The sequence below is a fragment of the Ruegeria sp. AD2(2025) genome, from assembly GCF_056542385.1.
Genome location: NZ_JBQFZS010000004.1, coordinates 60474 through 84428 on the forward strand (window position 1 = coordinate 60474; position 23955 = coordinate 84428).

The 23955-nt window shown below is 61.0% G+C and carries 22 protein-coding genes; 10 read left to right on the forward strand and 12 right to left on the reverse strand.

What is annotated here, in order from left to right; genetic code table 11:
- Nucleotides 1-151: 151 nt before the first annotated feature.
- The 3 genes from ACR1XV_RS09905 to ACR1XV_RS09915 form a co-directional block, all read right to left on the reverse strand.
- Complete coding sequence (locus ACR1XV_RS09905; RefSeq protein ID WP_480530795.1) at nucleotides 152-487, reverse strand: carboxymuconolactone decarboxylase family protein; 336 nt, start codon at nucleotides 485-487, stop codon at nucleotides 152-154.
- Nucleotides 488-559: 72 nt separating this feature from the next.
- Nucleotides 560-1213, reverse strand: coding sequence for a DUF938 domain-containing protein (locus ACR1XV_RS09910; protein WP_480530797.1), 654 nt, complete (start codon nucleotides 1211-1213; stop codon nucleotides 560-562).
- Nucleotides 1210-2277, reverse strand: a complete 1068-nt coding sequence (locus tag ACR1XV_RS09915) for an NAD(P)/FAD-dependent oxidoreductase (protein WP_480530799.1) — start codon at nucleotides 2275-2277, stop codon at nucleotides 1210-1212. Before ACR1XV_RS09915 ends, ACR1XV_RS09910 begins: the two co-directional genes overlap by 4 nt.
- 171 nt (nucleotides 2278-2448) lie before the next feature.
- Between ACR1XV_RS09915 and ACR1XV_RS09920 the strand changes: the two genes are divergently transcribed.
- From ACR1XV_RS09920 to ACR1XV_RS09930, 3 genes are all read left to right on the forward strand, one after another.
- Nucleotides 2449-2865 carry a hypothetical protein gene (locus tag ACR1XV_RS09920; protein WP_480530801.1) on the forward strand — a complete coding sequence of 139 codons (417 nt, stop codon included), beginning with the start codon at nucleotides 2449-2451 and terminating at the stop codon, nucleotides 2863-2865.
- A 3-nt stretch (nucleotides 2866-2868) separates the two neighbouring features.
- Nucleotides 2869-4101, forward strand: a complete 1233-nt coding sequence (locus ACR1XV_RS09925; protein WP_480530803.1) for an HlyD family secretion protein — start codon at nucleotides 2869-2871, stop codon at nucleotides 4099-4101.
- 111 nt (nucleotides 4102-4212) lie between these two features.
- Entirely contained in the window at nucleotides 4213-4854 is a 642-nt protein-coding gene (locus ACR1XV_RS09930; RefSeq protein WP_480530804.1) for a hypothetical protein, read from the forward strand.
- Between the two features lie 98 nt (nucleotides 4855-4952).
- Here ACR1XV_RS09930 and ACR1XV_RS09935 read toward each other — a convergent pair whose 3' ends face one another.
- The 7 genes from ACR1XV_RS09935 to xdhA all read right to left on the reverse strand — a co-directional run bounded on the left by ACR1XV_RS09935 (nucleotide 4953) and on the right by xdhA (nucleotide 14335).
- On the reverse strand, nucleotides 4953-6026 hold the full coding sequence (locus ACR1XV_RS09935) for a BMP family ABC transporter substrate-binding protein (RefSeq protein WP_480530806.1): 1074 nt from the start codon (nucleotides 6024-6026) through the stop codon (nucleotides 4953-4955).
- Between the two features lie 31 nt (nucleotides 6027-6057).
- Complete coding sequence (locus ACR1XV_RS09940; RefSeq protein WP_480530808.1) at nucleotides 6058-6978, reverse strand: ABC transporter permease; 921 nt, start codon at nucleotides 6976-6978, stop codon at nucleotides 6058-6060.
- 1 nt (nucleotide 6979) lies between these two features.
- Nucleotides 6980-8062 (reverse strand): ABC transporter permease, encoded by a 1083-nt coding sequence (locus ACR1XV_RS09945; RefSeq protein ID WP_480530810.1) that lies wholly within the window; start codon nucleotides 8060-8062, stop codon nucleotides 6980-6982.
- A gap of 63 nt (nucleotides 8063-8125) precedes the next feature.
- Nucleotides 8126-9643: an ABC transporter ATP-binding protein gene (locus ACR1XV_RS09950; protein ID WP_480530812.1), complete on the reverse strand. Its 1518-nt coding sequence runs from the start codon at nucleotides 9641-9643 to the stop codon at nucleotides 8126-8128.
- A complete protein-coding gene (gene xdhC, locus ACR1XV_RS09955) occupies nucleotides 9640-10575 on the reverse strand; it encodes a xanthine dehydrogenase accessory protein XdhC (RefSeq protein ID WP_480530814.1) in 936 nt (311 codons plus the stop codon). Before xdhC ends, ACR1XV_RS09950 begins: the two co-directional genes overlap by 4 nt.
- Nucleotides 10575-12977: a xanthine dehydrogenase molybdopterin binding subunit gene (xdhB, locus tag ACR1XV_RS09960; protein WP_480530816.1), complete on the reverse strand. Its 2403-nt coding sequence runs from the start codon at nucleotides 12975-12977 to the stop codon at nucleotides 10575-10577. Before xdhB ends, xdhC begins: the two co-directional genes overlap by 1 nt.
- On the reverse strand, nucleotides 12974-14335 hold the full coding sequence (gene xdhA / locus ACR1XV_RS09965; protein ID WP_480530818.1) for a xanthine dehydrogenase small subunit: 1362 nt from the start codon (nucleotides 14333-14335) through the stop codon (nucleotides 12974-12976). The genes xdhB and xdhA overlap by 4 nt, the downstream gene beginning before the upstream one ends.
- 342 nt (nucleotides 14336-14677) lie before the next feature.
- Between xdhA and dnaE the strand changes: the two genes are divergently transcribed.
- The 4 genes from dnaE (at nucleotide 14678) to ACR1XV_RS09985 (ending at nucleotide 19878) form a co-directional block, all read left to right on the forward strand.
- Nucleotides 14678-18178, forward strand: a complete 3501-nt coding sequence (gene dnaE, locus ACR1XV_RS09970) for a DNA polymerase III subunit alpha (RefSeq protein ID WP_480530820.1) — start codon at nucleotides 14678-14680, stop codon at nucleotides 18176-18178.
- A gap of 76 nt (nucleotides 18179-18254) precedes the next feature.
- A complete protein-coding gene (locus ACR1XV_RS09975; protein WP_480530822.1) occupies nucleotides 18255-18476 on the forward strand; it encodes a YMGG-like glycine zipper-containing protein in 222 nt (73 codons plus the stop codon).
- A gap of 17 nt (nucleotides 18477-18493) precedes the next feature.
- Nucleotides 18494-18847 carry a hypothetical protein gene (locus ACR1XV_RS09980; protein WP_480530824.1) on the forward strand — a complete coding sequence of 118 codons (354 nt, stop codon included), beginning with the start codon at nucleotides 18494-18496 and terminating at the stop codon, nucleotides 18845-18847.
- 125 nt (nucleotides 18848-18972) lie between these two features.
- Nucleotides 18973-19878, forward strand: a complete 906-nt coding sequence (locus ACR1XV_RS09985; protein WP_480530825.1) for a hypothetical protein — start codon at nucleotides 18973-18975, stop codon at nucleotides 19876-19878.
- Between the two features lie 13 nt (nucleotides 19879-19891).
- On the opposite strand, the gene ACR1XV_RS09990 is transcribed toward ACR1XV_RS09985, so the two are convergent.
- Nucleotides 19892-20086: a SlyX family protein gene (locus ACR1XV_RS09990; RefSeq protein ID WP_480530827.1), complete on the reverse strand. Its 195-nt coding sequence runs from the start codon at nucleotides 20084-20086 to the stop codon at nucleotides 19892-19894.
- 134 nt (nucleotides 20087-20220) lie between these two features.
- Between ACR1XV_RS09990 and hisS the strand changes: the two genes are divergently transcribed.
- From hisS to hisG, 3 genes are read left to right on the forward strand one after another with little or no spacing between them, the layout of a single operon-like run.
- Complete coding sequence (hisS, locus tag ACR1XV_RS09995; RefSeq protein ID WP_480530829.1) at nucleotides 20221-21708, forward strand: histidine--tRNA ligase; 1488 nt, start codon at nucleotides 20221-20223, stop codon at nucleotides 21706-21708.
- A gap of 3 nt (nucleotides 21709-21711) precedes the next feature.
- Nucleotides 21712-22800 carry an ATP phosphoribosyltransferase regulatory subunit gene (locus tag ACR1XV_RS10000; RefSeq protein ID WP_480530831.1) on the forward strand — a complete coding sequence of 363 codons (1089 nt, stop codon included), beginning with the start codon at nucleotides 21712-21714 and terminating at the stop codon, nucleotides 22798-22800.
- Nucleotides 22797-23492: an ATP phosphoribosyltransferase gene (gene hisG, locus ACR1XV_RS10005; RefSeq protein WP_480530833.1), complete on the forward strand. Its 696-nt coding sequence runs from the start codon at nucleotides 22797-22799 to the stop codon at nucleotides 23490-23492. The genes ACR1XV_RS10000 and hisG overlap by 4 nt, the downstream gene beginning before the upstream one ends.
- Here hisG and ACR1XV_RS10010 read toward each other — a convergent pair.
- Nucleotides 23489-23920: a DUF1489 family protein gene (locus ACR1XV_RS10010; protein WP_480530835.1), complete on the reverse strand. Its 432-nt coding sequence runs from the start codon at nucleotides 23918-23920 to the stop codon at nucleotides 23489-23491. The two genes, hisG and ACR1XV_RS10010, sit on opposite strands and share 4 nt — an antisense overlap.
- Nucleotides 23921-23955: the final 35 nt, after the last annotated feature.

Here is a 23955-nt window from a genome sequence, read left to right on the forward strand (position 1 = left end):
TTGGCAAGGGGGCCTTCTCCTGTTACAGCCATCGGCGCTTCCGCCTGTACCGCAATGCCATTCTGCGCCGAGAAGGGTTAAGAAACCGTTCCTTCTTCTGTTCAAAAATACTTCCGCCGGAGGCAAGCCTGCGTTAGCAGGCTTTTCCGTTTCAAGCGCTCAGTTCGTCGAAACACTCCAGCGCCTTGGCGGCATACATCATCGAGGGGCCCCCGCCCATCTGGATGGCCATGGCCAGCACATCCGAGACCTCTTCCCGGGTGGCTCCGGCTTTGACCAGCGCTTCGGTATGCAGCGTGATACAGGGTTCGCATCGGATGGCGATGGACATGCCCAGAGCGATGTATTCCTTGGTCTTGTAATCCAGCGTCCCGCCTTCCTTGACGGATTTGCCCAGTGCACCAAAGGCGCGGGTGGCGTCGGGGAGCGCGCCGTTGAGATTTCTCAGGCCCCTGCGGGTTTTGGTCAAAGTGTCCTGCCAGGTCATGGTTGTGTCCTTCTTAATACATATCATTAATCGCATATGAATTGAGAAGGCGGGGATCGGCCTTGATCTCGATCAGGTGGCGGGTCGTTTTGCGATGAAGGCCAGATTATTCGCCGGCATCTCGGCGATTTCGATCAGTTCAAGGCCGTTGTCGTGCAGCAGCCCCCGCATGTCGGCGTCGTCCTTGTAACCGATCTCGGGGTCTTGTTGGATCAGTGCATCATGAAACCGCTGGTCTCCGTCACTGGTCAGTCGCCCCGCGCGCATGAAAGGGCCATATAGCACCACCCGCCCATTGGGGTTCAGCGCCAATGCGGCCTCGTGAACCAGGTTTTGGACCTCGGACCAGCTGATGAGGTGCAGCAAGTTGATCAGAAAAATCAAGTCCTTCCCACCAAAATCGGTGTGCCAGCCCGGTTCGGTTGCATCCAGATGCGCGACCGTCGCAACATTCGGCAGCGCTTTGGTATAAGCGCTGATGCTGGCGCGGCGCTCGTCGGTGATTTCACTGGGCTGCCAGTGGAGATCGGGCAGCCGTTGGGCGAAGGCCTGAACATGCTGCCCGGTGCCGCTGGCCAGTTCAAGGGCGTTGCCCGACCGGGGCGCGACACGGGCCAGAAGGTCGCAGAGGGCGGTCGAATTGCGGCTGGCAGCGGGGGCGATCAGCTTGCCGTCTTCGCCTTCGGTCGCAACGCTGGCATTTGACGGAAGTTTGCGGTTGTTCATGTACGTAACCTTTCGGGCGTCAGTGCAGCGACGCTTTGGCGGTCGAGATCCAGGGCTGAGCCTGTCACCAGATCAGAGACCATCTGCGCCGCGGCGGGCGCGGTTTGGAACCCGTAGCCACCTTGTGCGGCAGACCAGATAAAGGATGCATCGGTGGGGTCCGGCCCCAGCACCAGCGTGCCGTCCGGGGCGAAACTGCGCAGACCGGCCCAATTCGCCTCGACCCGGGTCACCGGTTCGGTGACCATCTCTTGGTACCGGGCCACGCCCTCGGCCAGAACCAGATCATCGGCATAGGCGTCATGGGGTGTTGTCGGGTCAGCCTCGGCGGGTGAGACCAGCAGCTTGCCCGCGTCCGGTTTTGCGTACCAGCTTTCTCCGACACCCAGCATCATGGGCCAGGCGCGCAGATCGTGCCCCCCGGGCGCGGGGATACGCGCCATCGACCGGCGGCGGGGTACGATTCCGATGGGGGGTATCCCGGCCATCTGCGCGATCTCGTCGACCCATGCGCCCGCGGCGTTGACCACATGCCGTGCTTCGAAAACCTCGGCTGCGTGGACGACCCAGTGGCCGGATTTCCGGATGGCGCTGACTTTCTGGCGGGTCAGGATAGTTCCCCCGCTGTGGCGGATTTGTCGAGCGAACCCTTGCAGAACCCGATCCGTATCGATGTCGAAGGCCGCTTCGCTGACTGCCGCAAAGCCCAAAGCCTCAGGCTTCAAAATAGGCACCCGCTGCCGGGCCTCGTCGAGAGAGATCTGATGTACCCCAAGCGCGGCGACGTCCTGTCGGAACTGATCGGCCTGATCTGTCGCACCGATCAGCATCAGGCCGCGGGCCGACAGGTAGCCGCCCGTTTCAAAGAAATCCGCACTGGCCTTGTTGAGCGCGACAACCGAAGGTGGGCCATAGCCTTGTTCGAACATCGCGGCAGAGCGGCCCGAGCTGTGGTGTCCGAGCGCATCTTCAGCTTCCAGCACGGTAACTGTGCCGTGCTCCGACAGGCGTGCGCCTGTGCTCAGCCCGGCAATACCGCCGCCGATAACAAGAAAGTCGATCATCGCTGGTGTCTGGCCTCCGGACATAAGCGCGCGGATGTCTGAATCTGCGTCACCGGCCGACCATTGCATGAGGAGACCTGCGCGAAAAGCCTCAAGCAGAAGGTAATGGGAACTTGATCCAAAGCCAGCGGCCTGCTTTTAGTGCAGATAACAACGGATTCGGAGACAGACGTGGATACGGCAGACCTTCACCCCATGGCTACGGGCCATATCCCGTCCTACATCGTTCAGGCAGATGGCAGCGACTATCTGTTCACGTTCATGCTGATTTTCACCGTCGGGGTGGTGGTGTTGATCGGGGTGGCCTATTTCACGCTGCATTCCATTCCGGAGAAGATGGCGCACGAGACCAATCATCCGCAGTTTCAGTTGGTTGGCATTCTGGCCCTGTTGGCACTGTTCACCCATAACGGCATCTTCTGGGTCGCTGCCGTTCTGGTCGCGGGCTTCCAGTTCCCGGACTTTGCGGCTCCGCTGCGGTCGATAGCTGACGCGATCCGATCGCTGGCCCCCGGGCGCGAGGCGGATCCCACGCCCGAACCGGAACCCGAGGTCGAACCAACCGAAACAGCGGCACAGGGACACTGAACCATGATCGAGACGATGCTGTGCGCCCTGATTACGGTGCTTCCCGACTATCTGTTCCGCCGCTTTGTGCAAGGCAAGCGGATCGGGCATGAGATTACGCTGTTCACCATGTGGTACGAACTGCGCTGGGGCCTGACGACCTGTGCCATTCTGGCGCTGACGGTGATCACCACGCTGTTCTATTTCCACCCGTCCAGCTCGACCGCGGCGTCTTATTTCCGCACCGTCACGATCCTGCCCCAACTGGGCGGACGCGTGTCCGAGGTCTATGTGCGCAACAACGAGCAGGTGACCGCCGGGCAGCCGATCTTTCGGATCGAGGATTTCAGCCAGACGGCACAGGTCGAGGCAGCGCATGCGCAGATCGCGCAGGTTCAGGCCTCGTTGAAAGTGGCCGAGACCGATCTGGCCGAGGCTGACGCCGGGATTGCTGGTGCCCGCGCCGCGCTGGATCAGGCGCTGGAGGATCTGGAGCGCAACACCACCCTGCGGGATGAAGGCTCCAGCGCGGTGCGTCTGGCCGAGATTGAGCGGCTTGAGAACCTTGTCGAGGAACGTGAGGCGCAGGTGGTTGCGGCTCAGTCACAGCGGGCCGCTGTTGTCCAGCAGATCGAAGAACTGATCCCGGCGCAATTGGCCAGCGCAAACGCGCAGCTGGATGCGGCTCTGACCGAGTTGGATAAGACCGTGATCAATGCCGGTGTGACGGGTCGGATCGAACAGTTCGGCCTGCAGGTTGGCGACTATGTCAGCCCGCTGCTGCGCCCGGCCGGTATTCTGGTGCCCTCGAATCTGGGTCGCGACCGGTTTCAGGCCGCTTTCAACCAACTGTCTGCGCAGGTCATCAAGCCCGGCATGATTGGCGAGCTGGGCTGCATGACCAAACCTTTCACGGTGATCCCGGTGGTTGTGGTCGAGGTGCAGGATGTGATCCCCTCGGGTCAGTTCCGTCCCTCGGATGAATTGCGGGATGTTCAGAACAATACCAATCCAGGGTCGATCCTTGTCTATCTGGAACCGCTCTACAAGAGCATGGCAGACGATGTGCCGCCCGGCAGCAACTGTCTGGCCAATGTCTATACCGACAACCATGAACGGCTGGAGCATGAGGATCTGGGATTCTGGGAAGGTGCGTTCCTGCATGTGGTCGACACGATTGGTGTGGTTCATGCGGCGGGGCTACGCCTGCGGTTGATCCTGATGCCGGTAAATACGCTGGTGCTGAGTGGGCACTGATCCTACAAATCTTAATGCGCCGCAGGATTTACGCGGCGCTTGATTGCACTCATAGTCTGTCCTGTAGCGCGCCGGGCAAACCGGCGCGCAATGACAGGGAGAGCAGAGGCAATGGGACTTGTAAATCGGCTGGCGGTTCTGATGACCGCCGTGATGACGCTGCAGATGGCGGGGATCGGCGCGGCAAACGCGCAGGTCGCACAGTGGAATCAGGTTGTGACCGATCCGAAGCTTCAGAAGTCCATGCACCGCGCGATCCGCGAGGTTGCGACGGAATATGTAGATGAGCTGGATCAGGCTGGTCTGGCCGGTGCCATTGCCTTTGTTGACACGCAGCTGGATTATCCTTTGCAGCTGGCATCGACGAATTTCAGGCATCTGAACCTGAACGCTCTGCAGGCCAAGGCGGCATATGTGATCCGGTATCAGGCCAAGTCGAGCGCCGGGGTCACCGTGCCGATTGCTCCGGCTGGTCTTGCAGCGGTTGGTCTGACCGGCGGATATGGCGGTCTGCCCGGTCCCGGTACGGTCAAATCAGGCGGACATGGTGAGATTCAGGGGGACGGTGCGATGATGCTGTGCCCCATCAACAAGGCCGGGATCGAGTTCATGTCGGGCGTGATCTCGATCGCCAGCCTGGACCAAAGCGGTCAGTTTCGGACGGAACAGGACGGGGCAGATATCATCCGGCTGCATACAGAGATTCTGCGGCGGACCTACGAGTATTACGGCCATACACCCGAGGCGGAATAATCGCTACCCCTTTGTTGACCTGCGGCTGACGGCTGTAGGCCAGAGACAAAAAATGCCCGCCTATGAGAGGCGGGCCTTCTTGGTCAACGAGGGTCCGCTTACTGCGGGATTTCGCCTTCCAGCCCTTCGACATAGAAGTTCATGCCTGCCAGCGTACCGTCATCGGCGGTTTCGCCCTCGGCCAGCCAGTCGCTGCCGTCCTGCTTTTTCAGCGGACCGGTGAACGGATGGTATTCACCCGCGGCCATGGCGGCTTTCATGGCCAGTGCCTCTTCCTTGACCTCAGCCGGAACGCGGTCGGAAATCTCACCGATTTCGACCATGCCTTCGCGGATGCCGTCCCAGGTGTTCACGGTTTCCCAGGTACCGTCCATCACGGCCTGAGTGCGCGCGATATAGTAGGGCGCCCAGTTGTCGATGATCGAGCTGACGCGCGGGAAGGGCGCGTATTCGCTCATGTCAGACGCTTGACCGAAGGTGACGACATTACCGGCCTCTTGTGCAGCCGCCTGCGGCGCGGTCGAGTCGGTGTGCTGCAGGATCACGTCCGCGCCCTGTTCGATCAGAACGGTGGCAGCGTCGGCTTCTTTCGCCGGATCGAACCAAGTGTAGGCCCAGACAATCTTGAACTCGACATCCGGGTTCACCTTCTTGGCGTGGATATAGGCCGAGTTGATGCCGCGGATCACCTCGGGGATCGGGTAGGACCCGATGTAGCCGATGATGTTCGATTCCGTCATCTTACCCGCGATATGGCCCTGAACCGCGCGGCCCTCATAGAAGCGGGCCGAATAGACTGACACGTTCGGCGCGGTTTTATACCCCGTCGCGTGTTCGAACTTCACGTTCGGGAACTTCTTGGCCACGTTAATCGTTGGGTCCATATAGCCGAACGAGGTGGTGAAGATCAGATCGGCTCCTTCCAGTGCCATCTGCGTCATCACGCGCTCAGCGTCCGGGCCCTCGGGCACAGATTCGACAAAGACGGTTTCGACCTTGTCACCGAACTCTTCCTCGACGGCCAGACGGCCCTTGTTGTGCTCATAGGTCCAGCCGCCGTCGCCCACCGGGCCGACATAGACGAACCCGACCTTGGTCTTGTCTTGAGCCATGGCCCCCGAGGCCAGACCCAGCGCCATGGCGGCGCTTGCCAGAAGTGTTGTGAATTTCATGTGTTACTCCCCAAGTTGGTACAGTTGGCCCCTAGTGTGAGGCATGGAAGGTCCGGCCCAATGCGGCAGGTGCGCTGCTCTTGTCGGCCGAAAGGATCACAAGCACAAGGATCGTGATGATGTAGGGCGACATTGCCAGATACTCGACCGGAATGGCAACGCCCGCTGCCTGCAAATTGAGCTGCAGAACGGTGATGCCGCCGAACAAATAGGCACCCAGCAAGGCGCGCCATGGTTTCCAGCTGGCGAAGACAACAAGCGCCAGCGCGATCCAGCCGACACCGGCGGTCATGCCCTCGGTCCATTGGGGCACGCGGATCAGGCTGATATACGCACCGCCCAGGCCCGCACAGGCCCCGCCGAACAGGATCGCCATGATGCGGATCTTGATGACCTTGTAGCCAAGCGCGTGTGCCGCATCGTGGTTTTCGCCCACCGCGCGCAGGATCAGGCCAACACGAGTGTATTTCAGGGTGGCCCAGACAGCGGCGGTCAGCGCGATACCGACATAGAGGATCGGGTCATGCTGAAACAGGATGGGACCGATCACCGGAATATCACTGATCACCGGGATATGGATGTCAGGCATATCGGGCGGTTTCACACCAACATAGCTCTGTCCCATCAGGGCGCTAAAGCCGAGGCCGAACAGGGTCAGCGCAAGCCCACTTGCCACCTGGTTGGCCAATGCGACCTGTGTAAGCAGCACAAACAGCAGCGACAGAACTGCGCCGCCGATAGCTGCCGCAACAAAGCCCAGCCAGGGTGATCCGGTTTCAACCGAGATTGCAAAACCGCTGATTGCGCCTACGATCATCATCCCCTCAACACCAAGGTTCAGCACGCCCGCTTTTTCGACGACCAGCTCTCCGATCGCGGCCAGCAGCAGGGGGGTTGCGGCCACCATCAACGAGGCGACCAGAAGGACGGGATTGATTTCACCAAGGTCCATATCACGCTACCTCGCTACGGGCCGCACGGATGCGGTAGTTTGTCAGAAGATCGAAGGCCAGCAGGAAGAACAAAAGCATCCCCTGAAACACCTGAATGGCGGCGGCAGGCAGGCCCAGTTGCGACTGCGCGATTTCTCCGCCAATATACGTCAGCGCCATCAGACCACCGGCCAGCAGGATACCCACCGGATGCAGGCGGCCCAGAAAGGCCACGATGATCGCGGTAAAGCCGTAACCTACGTTGAAGTCGATGCTGACCACGCCAGAAGGCCCCGAGACCTCGAACATCCCCGCCAGACCGGCCAGAGCTCCGGACAGGCCAAGACAGAATAGGATCAGTCGGGCCGGGTTCACACCCGCGAACTTCGCCGCACGGGGCGCTTCACCCGTCAGGCGGATGTGAAAGCCCAGCATATGCCGGTTCAACAGGACATAGGCAAAGATCACCGCAATCAGCGCCGTCACGACGCCCCAGTGCATTCCGGACCCAGCAATCAGTTCGGCATTATGCGCGCTGTCATAGGATTGCAGGTTGCGCGAGCCGGGAAAACCAAAGCCCTCGGGGTTTTTCAGCAGGCCCAATGATACGGAGGCCAGCATCTGCTCGGCCACATAGACCAGCATCAGCGACACAAGGATTTCGTTGGTCCCGAACCGTACCTTCAGGAAGGCCGGGATCATCGCCCAAAGCCAACCACCAAAGGCTCCGGCAATCACCATGATCGGAAAGATGTAAAACGCGTCCAGAGGATAATAGGCCAGCCCCGCGGCGGCACCGAAAATGGCACCCATGATGTACTGCCCCTCGGCCCCGATGTTCCAGATACCGGCGCGAAACCCAAGCGATAGGCCGATGGCGATCAGCACCAAGGGCGCGCCCTTCACCAGTAGCTGCGGGCGGTAGTAGAACGCAAACTCGCCGAACAACGGTTCCCAGAAGATTGTGCCAATGGCCTCAACCGGGTTCTTACCCAGAATGGCGAACAGGATGCCGCCAAAGACCATCGTGGCAATCACCGCGACCAAAGGCGTCGCGTATGACCACGCCTTCGACGGCTGAGGCCGTTTCTCCAACACAATCATCTGCTCATCCCCCGCCCGTCTTCATCTTTTTCCAAATACTCTCGCCGAAGGCGACGCGACTGCTCAAACATGCGCCACCTCCATGCCATGCGCCCCACCCATCATCAGGCCGATTTCATCAACGGTCAGGCCGGTGGTCTCGCGCGGCGCACTCAGCCGCCCTTCGTTCAACGCCGCAAAACTGTCCGAGATTTCCATCAGCTCATCGAGGTCCTGCGAAATGCAGATGACTGCTGTCCCCTTAGCCGCCAGATCCAGAATAGCCTGCCGGATCGAAGCCGCGGCGGCGGCATCCACACCCCATGTGGGCTGGTTCACCACCAGCACATCGGGGTTCTGCAGCACTTCGCGACCGATCACGAACTTCTGCAGGTTTCCACCCGATAGCGAACGTGCCGCGTTCTCAGGCCCCGGCGTGCGTACGTCGAAAGCGCTGATGATCTTCTCAGCAAAACTCTTTGTGTCGGCCCATTTGAGGAAGCCGTTGTTCTCCAACCCTTCGCGGACCGATCCGGTCAGCAAGGCATTTTCGGTCAGGCTCATATCCGGTGCGGCGGCATGGCCCAATCGTTCTTCGGGCGCGGTCAACACACCCAGTTTGCGGCGTGCGGTGGGTCCGAGTTTGCCAATCGGCTGACCGTTGAACTTGATCGCATCGGCAGCCGTCGTGATTTCACCGGACAACACGCCCAACAATTCGTCCTGCCCGTTCCCGGCGACGCCGCCAATGCCCAGAACCTCGCCCTTGCGAACAGTCATATGGACATTTTTTAGGGCGGTGCCGAATTCGGATGGCGACGGCACTGACAATCCGCTGACATCCAGCGCGACCTCACCGAACGCGCGCCCCGAGCGTTCAGGCGTCTGCAGGGTCGAACCTACCATCATCTCGGCCATGTCCCGCGCCGAGGTCTCAGCCGGAACACATTCGCCCACATTCTTGCCCAACCGCAGGATCGTGGCGTGATCGCAAAGCGTGCGGATTTCTTCCAGCTTGTGTGAGATATAGAGGATCGAGGTCCCCTCGGATCGCAATTTGTTCAGCGTCTCAAACAGGATATCAACCTCCTGAGGCGTCAGCACGCTCGTTGGTTCGTCCATAATGAGAAGTTTGGGGTCCTGCAAAAGGCAACGAATGATCTCCACCCGCTGTCGTTCACCGGCGGACAGGTCACCCACCGTGCGATAAGGGTCCAGCGGCAGGCCATAGGTTTCCGAAACTTCCCGGATACGCGAGGCCAGATCACCCATCGGGGGCGGGTTCTCCATCCCCAACGCGATATTCTCGGCCACGTTTAACGCGTCAAACAGCGAGAAATGCTGGAACACCATCGCAATCCCGTCCGCGCGGGCGGCACGGGGTTCGGGCGGTGCGAAAGACTGCCCGCGCAGCAGCATCGTGCCGCTGTCGGGTTTCACCAGACCATAGATCATCTTGACCAGCGTGGATTTACCCGCGCCGTTTTCGCCCAGCAGGGCGTGCACCTCGCCTTCGCCAATATCGAAAGACACTTGATCATTGGCCACGACGCCGGGATAGGCCTTGGTCAGCCCTTGCAGGCTTAAGAGAGGAGTGGTCACGCGCTCAGGTCCTTCTTCAACTCGGTCTGTCGGGCCGGGCGCAAGAGCTGCGCGGCGACGCCGACGGCGATCATGTGTGGGTGCTTACCCAGACCGGGATCGCCGATCGGGCAGGTGATCTGGGTGATCCGTTCGGGCGAGTGCCCAAGGGCCGCCAGCCGCGACCGGAATCGCGCCCATTTCGTAGCCGAGCCGATCAGCCCGGCAAAGCGGAAATCGTGCGAAAGCAGCCGGTTGCACAGCTCCAGATCCAGATTGTGCGAATAAGTCAGCACAAGATGCTCGGCATCCGTCGGCGCATGGCGCACCAATTCGGCCGGTTTGGCCGTTGGAACCACGGTCACTCCGACGGGGACGGTATCGGGAAAACGCTCAGGGCCCGTATCGACCCATGTGATCGCGAGATCAGGTAGCGGTGCCAGAACATCGACCAAGGCACGACCGACGTGGCCTGCGCCCCAAATCCATAGGTCGCGGGTCGGTTTGTGGACTGGCTCGATCATCCAGCCGTCGACCAGTTGCGGCTCGGGTGCGATGCCCTGACTGCGGGCCGACGCCAGCAGTCGTTTGACCGACAGGGGCATGTCTCCGCCGGACGGAGCACGCGCGATCACAGCGTCGTCCAGAACGTTGACGGTGTCCCAGTCATAGACCTCGCTCAGCAGCGATACAGCACCGCCGCAGCATTGGCCCATATCCGGACCAAGCGCGTGATGGGTCAGGCGGGCCGGGGTCGTTTGGGACATCGCGGCTTCGGCTGCTTGATACTCCAGCGTGCCGCCGCCGATGGTGCCGCTTTGACCATCCTGCCAGACCAGCATCGCGGCGCCCACTTCGCGCGGGGACGATCCCTTGATCCCTGCGATGACAATCCGGACTACGCGCCCATGGATTCTGACCGCCTCTCTCAAAGCCTCCACGTCAAATCCCATCAGATGTCTCCCTTCATCCGTTGGACACCGCGCCAGACCTCTTCAGCCGTGGCAGGAGCATCCAGCGCGGGATAGGCATCACCGCAGGCCGCAACCGCATTCGACAGCGCAAGCCAGGCGGAAATACCGAGCATAAATGGCGGCTCACCCACCGCTTTCGAGCGATAGATCGTGTCCTCGCGGTTCTGGCCATCCCAAAGCGCGACGTTGAAGATATCGGGCCGGTCCGAGCAGGCGGGGATCTTGTAGGTCGAAGGCGCGTGTGTGCGCAGATTGCCCTTACCGTCCCAGACCAGTTCCTCGGTCGTCAGCCAGCCTGCGCCCTGCACGTAGCCGCCTTCGACCTGTCCGATATCGAGCGCCGGGTTCAGCGATGCGCCTGCGTCATGGAGGATATCGGTGCGCAGAATGCGGTTTTCGCCGGTTAGGGTGTCGATCGCCACTTCGGTGACAGACGCGCCATAGGCGAAGTAGAAGAACGGGCGGCCCCGGCCTGCGATCCGGTCCCATTCGATTTTGGGGGTCTTGTAGAACCCGGTCGCCGACAGGCTGATACGGCCCTGATAGGCCAGTGCGGCGGCTTCGGCGAAGGTATAGCGCTCTTCACCAATTGAAACGTGGCCGTCCGCGAATGTGACCGCCGATGGATCGGCCTGATGCCGTTCGGCCAGATAGTCGGCCATCCGGTCGCGGATCGTATCGCAGGCGACTTTGACCGCCATGCCGTTCAAGTCACTACCCGAGGATGCCGCTGTGGCCGAGGTGTTGGGCACTTTGGCTGTGTCGGTTGCGGTGATCTTCACCATCTCCAGCGGAATGCCAAAGCGCGACGCGGCGACCTGAGCGACCTTCTGGAACAGGCCCTGTCCCATTTCGGTGCCGCCATGGTTCAGGTGGACCGAGCCGTCTTGGTACACATGCACCAACGCGCCTGCCTGGTTCAGGTGGGTCAGCGTAAAGGAAATCCCGAATTTGACCGGAGAGAAAGCGATGCCCTTCTTGATCACGCTGTTCTCGGCATTCCATTTTGCAATCGCTGCTTTCCGCGCGGCATAGTCGCTGGATTCCAGTAGTGCTTCGGTCATGCCGTGCAGCTCAAAATCGCTAACCTCCATGCCATAGGGCGTGGTGTTGCCCCCTGAGGGCAGAGGGCGAACCGGGGCATCCCCTGTTTCCACCGCACCCCGGCTGGTCAGGTCTTCACGCGGGTCGGGATGGCCCAGCGGTTTCTCCGCAGGCTCGGTTTCGGCAATTTTATGCGCCGGTTCGTAATAGTTCCTGCGGCGCAGTTCGACCGGGTCCAGTCCCAGCTCATGTGCGGCGTGGTCCATCACGCGTTCGATTCCGACCATGCCCTGCGGGCCTCCGAACCCGCGATAGGCGGTGGCGGATTGGGTGTTGGTCTGCAGTCGGTGACTCTCGATCCGGGCGTTGGGTAGCAGATAGGCGTTATCCGAATGCAGCATCGCACGGTCGGCGACGGGCAGGGACAGATCCTGCGCCCAGCCGCAGATCGCGTGGTGCAGGAAAGAGACGCCCTGAATATGCCCATGTTCATCGAACCCGGCCTTGTAAGCGATACGGAACGCATGGCGCTTGCCGGTGATGATCATGTCATCATCGCGGTCATAGCGCATCTTGCAGGCTTTGCCTGTCGCGCGCGCGGCGATGGCACAGGCGACGGCCAAAGCGTTGCCCTGACTTTCCTTACCGCCAAAGCCGCCACCCATGCGGCGGGTTTCGACGCGCACGGCGTGCATAGGAACGCCCAGAGCATCAGCCACCTTGTGCTGAATCTCGGTTGGGTGCTGGGTCGAGGAATGCACCAGCATATCGGCACCCTCATTCGGCACCGCCAGAGCGGCCTGACCTTCCAAATAGAAATGTTCCTGCCCACCAAGTTCGAACGTGCCTTCGATCACGTGGGGCGCGCTGGCGATGGCGGCATCGGCGTCTCCCTTGGCATAGATGCGGGGGCCGTCCTCGAACCGGCTATCTGCGGCCAACGCGTCTTCGACCGTCAGGATCGGAGCTTCTTCCGCATAGTCGATCTTGCCCAATCGTGCGGCTTTGCGGGCGGCCAGATGGCTGGTGGCGACAACCAGAAACACCGGCTGGCCGATATAGTTGACCGTGCCGTCCGACAGCAAGGGTTCGTCGTGAATGGACGGGGAAACGTCATTGGCAAAGGGCAGGTCGTCTGCGGTCATCACCATGACAACGCCGTCGGCGGATTTGACTGCTGAAAGGTCCATCGCGATGATTTTGCCTTTGGCAATCGGGCTGAGGCCGAATGCGAGATGCAGCGAGTCCTTAGGCGTCGGGATGTCATCCACATACCGCGCGGTGCCGGACACATGCAGCGGAGCGGCATCGTGGGGGAGGGGCTTGGATACGCTCATGCCGACACCTCCAACACGTTGGTGACTTCACCCTGATCCTCGAGGAAATAGCGTTCCAGCATCGCTTTGGCCGTTTCCAGACGATAGGTGGCCGAGGCGCGCATGTCCGTGAGTGGAGTGTAGTCGTCGGCAAAGGCGGGCAGCGCGGCGTCGATTGTCTCGCGCGTCCAGGGTTTGCCGATCAGTGCGGCCTCGACGTTAGTTGCCCGTTTCGGAATGCCCGCCATGCCGCCAAATGCGATGCGCGTCTGTGTGACGGTGCCGTCCGAGACGGTGATGTTGAAACAGCCACAGACGGCTGAGATATCCTGATCGAAACGTTTGCTGAGTTTGTAGCATTTCAATCGGTCTGCCTGCCGGGGGAAACTGACGGCCTCGACGAACTCTCCGGGTGCGCGGTCTTGTTTCCCGTAGTCAATGAAGAAATCCTCGAGCGGGATGGAACGGCGTGTGTCGCCCTTGCGCAGATGCAGGGTTGCGCCCAATGCGATCAGGGCGGGCGGGTTGTCTCCGATGGGGGAGCCGTTGGCGATATTGCCGCCGACGGTGGCGGCGTGGCGCACCTGAACGCTGGCGTAGCGGCGGATCATCTCGGCATAGGACGGGTGATGGCCTGCCAGAGCTTCGCCCATGCGGTTCATGTCGACCATCGCTCCGAAGCGGATTTCATCTTCGGTGATCGTGATCTGTTTCAGGTCCTCACAGCGGCTGAGGAAAATCACGGGGTCGAGGTCGCGCAGTTGCTTGGTGACCCAGAGACCAACATCGGTGGCACCCGCAACCAGCGTGGCGTCAGGGCGGTCCGCGTAAACCCGTGCCAACTCATCGGATGAGCTCGGCAACATCGGATCGGTTTCCGTTACCTTGGCCGGTGCGTCCTTGATCCACTCGGGAACGGGGTGCATCTCGACCGCCTTGGCCGCGCGGATGATCGGGGCATAGCCGGTGCAGCGGCACAGGTTGCCTGCAAGCTGGGTGTCGTGATCGGTTGCGCCATTGGCGTGGCCTGCGACCATCGACATCACAAAGCCCGGCGTGCAGAAGCCGCATTGCGAGCCGTGCAGATCGACCATCGCCTGTTGCACCGGGTGTGGTTCCTGATCGGGGCCGCTTGCGCCCTCGACCGTGCGGACCGCTTTGCCGTGCAGTTGCGGCAGGAAGAGGATGCAGGAATTCAAGGCTTTGGCCGTGCCGTCTTCGGTGACCATGACCGTGCAGGCCCCGCAATCGCCTTCGTTGCAGCCCTCCTTGGTGCCGGTCAGGCCGCGATCCTCGCGCAGCCAGTCCAGCAGGGTTGCTGTCGGATCGACATCCGCCAGTTCCACTGTCTCTCCGTTCAGAAGAAACGTGATATCCATTCGAGAAACCCGTCGCGTTACCCTGTTGCGCCCGTCGGGCCCTCCTTCGATGCGACGTAGAAAGAGTGGCGGGCGGAGTGCTTGCCGGTTGATGTTAGAAACAGCGCAGCCGATCTGGCAAGAAAAACTACCTGCGGAATGCACCATTGCACGGGGTAAGCCAAGAATTGCCGCGTTTGTTTGGTATTCAGCCGCCTGAAACTAAAGTATTTTCTGTCATTCGGGTCTGCGTCTTTCCGAAGCACCTTCTGAAAAAGCCGAATAATCAGAGCTGATTTTTTAAGCATCCCAAAGCGTCGGTTCGCGCTTTTGCAGCGCCCCCGGCTGGGATAGCGTAGTGGCATGAGCAGTACCCCTCGATTCATTCATCTCCGCGTTCACACCGAATATTCATTGCTGGAAGGCGCTGTGCGGCTGAAAAAGCTGCCGGGGCTTTGCGAGAAGGCCGAGATGCCCGCCGTTGCGGTGACGGACACCAATTCGATGTTCTCGGCGCTGGAGTTTTCCGTGACCGCCAGCGGGGCCGGTATTCAGCCGATCATGGGCTGTCAGGTCGATCTGGCGTTCGTGCAGGCGCAGCCGGGTGAGAAACCGAAAGTGCCCGCGCCGTTGGTGCTGCTGGCGCAGTCCGAGGCCGGGTATGAGAACCTGATGAAGCTGAGCTCGTGCCTCTACGTGGACAAAGGCGGGCAACTGCCGCAGGTCACCTTGGACGAGTTGGCCGAGAGGTCCGATGGGTTGATCTGCCTGACCGGCGGGCCGGACGGGCCGGTGGGGATGCTGTTGCAGCAGGGGCAGCGCCCGGCGGCCGAGGCTTTGGTGGACCGGTTGGCCGGAATGTTTCCGGATCGGCTCTATGTCGAACTGCAGCGCCATCCGGGCGAGGATGGCCAGCCCGAGGCCGAACGTCTGACCGAGCGCGGCCATGTGGAGATGGCTTACGCTAAGAACCTGCCGTTGGTCGCCACCAACGACGTCTATTTCCCGACTTCGGATATGTACGAAGCGCATGACGCGCTGATCTGTATCGCCGAAGGAGCTTATGTGGATCAGCAAGAGGGCCGTCGTCGCCTGACTGCGCAGCATTATTTCAAGTCGCAGCAGGAAATGGTGACGCTGTTCGCCGATCTGCCCGAGGCCATTGAGAATACAGTTGAGATCGCGCGGCGCTGTGCTTTTATGGCCTATCGCCGCGATCCGATCCTGCCGAAATTTGCCGATGATGAAGTTGCCGAACTGCGACGCATCGCCAATGAGGGCCTGCAGAAACGTCTTGCGGTTATCCCCCATGCGGTGACGCCTGAGGAGTATCAGGAACGGTTGGATTTTGAGCTGGGCATCATCGAAGGCATGGGGTTCCCCGGCTACTTCCTGATCGTTGCGGACTTTATCCAATGGGCCAAGGATCATGACATCCCGGTAGGGCCGGGGCGGGGCTCGGGTGCTGGCTCTCTGGTTGCCTATGCGCTGACGATCACCGACCTTGATCCGCTGCGCTATTCGCTGCTGTTCGAACGGTTCCTGAACCCCGAGCGGGTGTCGATGCCCGACTTCGACATCGACTTCTGCATGGACCGCCGTGAAGAGGTGATCCGCTATGTGCAGCAGAAGTATGGCCGCGATAAGGTGGGGCAGATCATCACCTTTGGTGCCTTGCTGTCGAAGGCTGCCGTGCGCGATATCGGACGGGTCTTGCAGATGCCTTATGGGCAGGTAGATCGCCTGTCCAAGATGATCCCGGTTGAGGGGGTCAAACCCGTCTCCATCGAGAAGGCGTTGAAAGACGAACCCCGCCTGCGGGAAGAGGCGCGGAATGAAGAGGTTGTGGACCGTCTGCTGACTTACGGTCAGCAGGTCGAAGGGCTGCTGCGCAACGCCTCGACCCACGCCGCCGGGGTGGTGATCGGAGATCGCCCGCTGGATGCGCTGGTGCCGATCTATCAGGACCCGCGCTCGGACATGCCTGCGACCCAGTTCAACATGAAATGGGTGGAACAGGCCGGGTTGGTGAAGTTCGACTTTCTGGGTTTGAAAACCCTGACAGTGATCCAGAACGCGATGGATTTGATCTTCAAGTCCGGGCGGGATTTGCACATCGCACCCGATGGGACCGAGCTTTACGAGCCTGCCGAAGGGGCGGTGAATGAGATCAACGCCATCCCGTTGGATGATGAGGCAACGTACAAACTCTATTCGGCGGCCAAGACGGTTGCGGTGTTCCAGGTGGAATCCTCGGGCATGATGGATGCGCTCAAGCGGATGAAGCCGGACTGTATCGAAGATATCATCGCGCTTGTCGCTCTCTATCGTCCCGGCCCGATGGAGAACATTCCCAAGTTCTGCGAGGTAAAGAACAAGCTCAGCGAACGGGACAAACTTCACCCGTCCATCGATCATATTCTGGACGAGACGCAGGGCATCATCGTCTATCAGGAACAGGTGATGCAGATCGCGCAGGAAATGGCGGGTTACAGCCTTGGCGGCGCGGACCTTCTGCGCCGCGCGATGGGTAAGAAGATTCAAGAGGCGATGGATGCCGAGCGTCCCAAATTCCTCAAAGGTGCCGCCGAGAACGATGTGGACGAGGCTAAGGCGACCGAGGTTTGGAACCTGCTGGACAAGTTCGCCAACTACGGCTTCAACAAATCCCACGCGGCGGCCTATGCGGTGGTCAGCTACCAGACCGGCTGGCTGAAGGCGAACCACCCGGTCGAGTTCATGGCCGGTGTGATGAACTGCGATATCCACCTGACCGACAAGCTGGCCGTCTATTTCGAAGAGGTCCGCAAGGGGCTGGACCTGCCCTATGTGCCGCCCTGCGTGAACCGCTCGCTGGCCACCTTCGACGTGGTGAACGGCGAATTGGTTTATGCGCTGGGCGCGCTCAAGAATGTGGGCGTCGAGGCGATGAACCTCGTGGTCGAGGGACGGGACGGTAAACCCTTCGTCAACCTCTATGACTTCGCCCGCCGGGTTGACCTCAAGAAGGTCGGCAAACGCCCGCTCGAGATGCTGGCGCGGGCCGGGGCCTTCGATCAGCTGGACGGAAATCGCCGCCGGGTGTTTGAAAGCCTTGATGCGCTGGTGGGCTATTCGGGCGCGATTCACGAACAACGCAACTCGAACCAGGTTTCGCTGTTCGGCGAGGCTGGCGACGACCTGCCCGAACCGCGCCTGTCGCCCAGCCCCGACTGGCTGCCCGCGGAACGTCTGAGCGAGGAGTTCAAGGCGATTGGTTTCTACCTGTCCGGCCACCCGCTGGACGACTACATGCCCGCGCTCAAGCGTAAGCAGGTTCTGACGCTGGATGAGGTCATGGAGAAGGCCCGTTCAGGCCCGTTGATCGCCAAGATGGCGGGCGTCGTCGCCGGGCGGCAAGAGCGCAAATCGGCCCGGGGCAACCGTTTTGCCTTTGCGCAACTGTCTGACCCGACCGGTGCGTATGAGGTCACGCTGTTCTCGGAAACGCTGGAAAAATCGCGCGAGTTTCTGGAGACCGGAGCGCAGGTGGTTCTGACCGCCGAGGCGACGATGGAGGCCGATCAGCTCAAGCTGCTGGGGCGCTCGGTCGGTCCGGTCGACGCGGTTGTGGCCGAAGCCGGGGCGACGGGGTTGCGCATCTATCTGGATCAGCCAGAGGTCCTGCCGACTGTTGCCAAGGTGCTCGAGGATGCGGGCGCGGCGGCCAAAGGTTCGGGCAAGGGGCCGATCCATCTGTGCCTGTTGGACCCGGCGTTGCCCGGCGATGTCGAGATGGATCTTGGCCGGGACTTCCCGATCAATCCGCAGATCAAAGGCGCGATCAAATCGCTGGATGGCGTGATGTCGGTCGAGGAAATCTGACACCTCTCTGCTTTTATTGCCAGAAAACATGGCGCGCGTTAGGCTGAACCAAAGGGGTTTTCAGGAGGATTCTTTCATGTCCATCGCAACGATTGGGTTCAGAACACTGACTTTTGCGGCTGCTGCCGCGCTGGTGCTGGTCTCGGCGTCGGCAGGGCTGGCGGATGACAAGAAGAAAAAGAAGCAAACCATCGAAGGGGCGTTGATCGGCGCGGGCGTGGGCGCGTTGATCGGAGACGGCAAGGGCGCAGCCATCGGCGGCGTGGCCGGGGCAATCATCGGACATAACTGGAAGTGAGCGCGATGAAGATGATGATGAAAACAGCATTGGCAGGCTTTTCTTTGATCCTGCCCGCGGCCACATTCGCAGATGAAGCTGCCGAACAGATGGTTCAGGACGCCTTGCCCGTAATGCACTATACCTGCGCGTCGATCGCTGAAGAAGCAGATGGCGACGAAGCCTTTGTGGTGGCCGTTGTGGAAAAAATGACGGCCTTGTCGCTTTATAACCGCCAGATCAATATCGAAGATCACGCCACCACGGACGAAGAAAAGGCGCAACTGCGAGAGACCTTCATAGCTGCGCTATCCGAGGGCTGCGCTGCGGACAAGAATGCCCTTTTGGGGGGTGTGGTCGATAGCGCAGTCAAATCGACGCTGGGGTTGTGATCGCGCAGCCCGTAGAAGTCGCCTTCCCCGGCCTGAGTATTTCCGAGAATGCCGGGGCTGTCTTATTCTGGACAACATCCTGAACGATAAACTGCTTTGAGAACTACTACTTAAGTGTGCAAAGCATGTTTCGACTGATTTACCGACAACGCCGCCGACTGCTGTTTGGAACATTCTTTTTGATGATGACTGTCGCCGCTCAGGAGTGGGAGCAAATTGACGAACAGTTTGCCGATATGGTGACGGCTTCTGGACAGTTCATCACATGGCTAGCACTCGGCCTGACCATTCTATTGATCAGCGGCATTGTTTTTGCCGGATTGGCGCTGTTTGTTCTGGTCTTCCGCCGTGCGCGAATGATGGTTGAAATGATAACATTCTGGGGTTTTCTCAATGTTACGCTCAAGCCCGCAGAGCGTTTAGCAGAGCAATTCAACCTTTCTGACGTATTTACGGCACTCATAACCCTTGCATTTTTGCTGACTTTTGTTTCGATCGTTTACGGCACCGTACTTGACGGATTTCGCTTTGGTCTGGACTGGAAGTCCAAGCGTCGGGTACGCGTCCGGCGTCCGATTGAACAGGTCTGGCCCGCCTTTGCGCTTGCCGATTGTGGCCCGGAGGCGAATTGGGAGCAGATATTGCATGACTCCCGGCCGGTCCCTGATGAGCCGGACAGTTTCGACATCTCATACCTGATGGGGCCGTCCATTTTCCAGCAACAGCGTCACACCGTGCTGGAAAGCGAGGCGCCGAACCATTACCGCTATCGCTTTTCAGGTAACATCAACGCGAAAAACCGGCGTCTGACGGATGGTGAGTTCGATGTGACGCTGGAACCGGATGGTAAAGGGGGCACCTTTGTCACCGCATCACAGCACAACAAGGCCATGCTGCCGCGCACGGCGTTGGCCCTTTGGTTTGATGATCAGCTTGGCGATGCTCTGGACGGGTTCGCAGCCCGTGCACGCGGCAAAATGGACTGGTCGATGACCGGTTTGGAACATCGAAAAATCCTGAGTCTGACGTGACGGCTGGTGTTATTCAATAATGCGGCGGGCGTTCGTCGCCGTAGACGATTCCGCCTGATCCTTCCTGCGCCCGTTCCGCCTCGCGCTGGAACAGCATCTCGACGCGGCGGGTCAGACGGTCGATCTCGTCCTGTTGCCGGGTGACGATCGTATTCAACTCGTCGACGGTGCGGGTCAGGTGGGCGATCTGTTCTTCCAGATGCTGCATTCGGGGCTCCTGTGCTTGCGCCGGTCATAGCGGCCAAGTGCCCCTATGACCAGAGAAACCGCGCGCCGCGCTTGCCCCGATGCGGGCCATGGGATAGACCGCGCGCGGAACACTAAGCCCCAAGGACGCCCCACATGGCCAAGCCCAAGAAACAGCCCCGCCCCAAGGCCGTCACGCCGAAAGGGTTCCGCGACTATTTCGGCCAGGAAGTCTCGCAGCGCACCGAGATGCTGCGGACGATTGCGGGCGTCTATCATCGCTATGGGTTCGATGCATTAGAGAGCAGCGCGGTCGAGACCGTCGAGGCGCTGGGCAAGTTCCTGCCCGATGTGGACCGCCCCAACGAAGGAGTCTTTGCGTGGCAGGAGTTTGACGAGGGCGGCAACGGCGACTGGATGGCGCTGCGCTATGACCTGACCGCGCCTCTGGCCCGCGTCTACGCGCAACACCGCAACGACCTGCCGACGCCCTATCGCCGCTATGCGATGGGTCCGGTCTGGCGCAACGAAAAGCCGGGGCCGGGACGGTATCGTCAGTTTTATCAATGCGATGCGGATACGGTGGGCACGGCCTCGATGGCCGCCGACGCCGAGATTTGCGCGATGCTGTCGGACACGCTGGAGACCGTGGGGATTCCGCGCGGCGATTATCTGGTGCGGGTCAACAACCGCAAGGTTCTGAACGGCGTCCTTGAGGCGATGGGTCTGGGCGAAGACGCCGCTGCCCGCGATAATGTCCTGCGCACCATCGACAAGTTCGACAAGGTGGGCGAGGCCGGTGTGCGAGAGCTGCTGACCAAGGGGCGTCTGGATGCCTCGGGTGCGTTTATCGACGGGGTGGGACTGAGCGATGATCAGGCAGAACCGGTGATTGCTTTCCTGACCTCGAAGGCCGCCGATACCGCCGGGACTCTGGCGAACCTGCGTGCCGCCGTGGGCGGCAGCAAGATTGGCGCGGACGGGATTGCCGAGTTGGAACAGATCGGTGCGCTGCTGGATGCAGGCGGCTATGGCGCGGACCGGATCGAGATTGATCCTTCGGTGGTGCGGGGCTTGGGCTATTACACCGGGCCGGTTTATGAGGCAGAACTGACCTTTGAGATTTTCGACGAGAAAGGCCGCAAGCGGCAGTTCGGGTCGGTCTCGGGCGGCGGGCGCTATGACGATCTGGTCAAGCGCTTCACCGGGCAGGAAGTGCCTGCGACCGGTATCTCGATTGGCGTGGACCGCCTGCTGGCGGCCCTGCGCGAAAAGGGCCGGATCACCGCGCAGGCGACAGGCCCCGTGGTCGTTACGGTGATGGATCGAGACCGCATGGCCGACTATCAGGCGATGGTGGCCGAGCTGCGTAATGCAGGCATCCGGGCTGAGGTCTATCTGGGCAATCCCAAGAACTTTGGCAATCAGCTGAAATATGCGGACAAGCGGAATTCGCCTATCGCGGTGATCGAAGGCGGTGACGAGAAGGCCAATGGCATCGTGCAGATCAAGGACCTGATCCTTGGCGCGAAGATCGCTGAAAGCGCCACTCTTGAGGAATGGAAAGAACGTCCCAGCCAGTTCGAGGTGCCGCGCGGTGATCTGGTCGCCAAGGTGCGCGAAATTCTGGACAGTCAGGACTGACCCATGCCGAACCGTTCCCAGATACAGGCCCGCGCCGCGATGATGCGTGTCCGGTTCGAGGCGGCAGGCGCACAGGTGGTCGATACGCCGCTGCTGCAACCCGCAGGCACCCTGCTGGATCTCTACGGCGAGGATATCCGCGCGCGCGCCTATGTGACCTCGGACGCGCTGCGGGGTGAGCAAATGCTGCGCCCCGATTTCACCCTGCCCGTGGTCCAGATGCATATGCACGAAGGGGCTGAGCCCGCGCGTTATACCTATTCGGGCGAGGTCTTCCGGCGGCAAGAGCATGACCCGGACCGATCCAACGAATATGTTCAGGTCGGATACGAGGTGTTCGATCGTGACGACCCGGCCGGGGCGGATGCCGAGGTGTTCTCGCTGTTTGCCCTGCAACTGCGCGGCTTGCCGCTGCGCGCGGCAACCGGGGACATCGGTATTCTGACCGCGGCCGTTCAGGGCCTGCGCACGTCCGACCGGCGCAAAGAGGCGCTGATGCGGCATCTCTGGCGCCCGCGCCGATTCCGCGTTTTGCTGGACCGCTTTGCCGGGCGCGTGGCGGACCCGGCCAGCCGCACCGCGCTGCTGGATGCCGATGATCCGATGGCGTTTGACGCGCCGATGATCGGCAAACGCCGCGCCGCTGAGATCGAGGAACGGATTGCGATCCTGCGCGAAGACCGCGAGACGCCGCCGATTTCGGATACCGAAATGGTTGGGCTGGAATCGCTGCTGACGGTGCGCGAGACGATGCCCTTCGCGCTGGAACAACTGCGGGATATCGCGGTGGATCTGCCTCAGATCAACCCGGCGCTCGACCGGCTGGAGGCGCGGATTGCCGCGCTGCAGGCGCGCGGGGTCGATACGTCGGGGCTGGATTTCGAGGCCTCGTATGGTCGTACCTCGATGGAGTATTACGACGGGTTCGTCTTTGGCTTTTATGCCGAACGCCGCCCCGATTTGCCGCCCATCGCCACCGGCGGGCGCTATGACGCGCTGACCCGGCAGTTGGGGCAGGGGGCCAAAATCCCCGCCGTCGGCGGCGTGATCCGGCCCGACCTGATGCTGGAGATTGAGGAGGGCGCGCGATGAGCCTGAAACTCGGCGTGCCCTCGAAGGGCCGGTTGATGGAGAAGACCTTTGGATGGTTTGCCAAGCGTGGCATCACCCTGTCGCGCAGCGGGTCCGATCGCGAATATGCGGGCAAGGTCGAGGGGATCGACGGGGTTTCGCTGATCCTGCTGTCGGCGGGGGAAATCCCGCGCGAACTGGCCGCGGGGCGTATTCATCTGGGCGTTACCGGCATTGATCTGGTGCATGAAAAACTGCCCCGTTGGGAACAGCAGGTGGAAAGCATTGCGGAACTGGGGATCGGGCAGGCCGATCTGATCATCGCCACCCCGGCGTGTTGGGTCGACGTGGAAACACTGGGCGATCTGGACGCCACCGCAGCGGCGTTCCGCCGGACGCACGGGCATCGCCTGCGGATTGCCACCAAGTATCACCGGCTGGTGCGTGAGTTCCTGACCGATGCCGGGGTCGCCGATTACACGCTGGTCGACAGTCAGGGCGCGACCGAAGGCACGGTGGTGAACGAAACCGCCGAGGCGATTGCCGACATTACCTCGACCGGGGAAACCCTGCGGGCCAACCACCTGCGGCCACTGTCTGACGGGCTGATCCTGCGCTCGCAGGCGACGCTGTGGCGCAGCCGGGTGGCCAGTTATGAGGCGGCGGATAAGGCGGTTCTGTCCGAGATCATGGATCGGCTGGGGGCCGCCTAAAGCACTCCGATTTCCGCCAGCGCGCGGTTCAGGTCGTCGGGCAGGGCATCGTCTTGTGCGCGGCCCTTGGGCAGATCGGCGGGGGTGTCCTCGGGTTTCAGATAGCGCCAGCCTTGGAAGGGGCGTTTCAGGGCGGTCTGGGTGCGATGCACTTCGGGGTCCAGCACGATGGCGCAGCGGCGGATGCCATCCTCGCCGCGCACTTCGTCCAGCCGCAGGATGCGCTGGCGGCATTGCACGACACCCTTGATCACCCAGTAGATTGATCCGCCGTTCAGAATCTCGGCCTCGCGCTTGGGCCACATGCGGGTGACGTGGCGCGGGCAGTCGTCCTCATACAGCGGCCTGCGGCTATCCTGCCATGCCATCAGCGTCTCGACGCTTTCCGAGCCGACCGACAGTTTGATCAGGTTTACGTACTTATCCACAGCTTTCCCACAGAGTCGTCCCAAGGCCTTGCTTG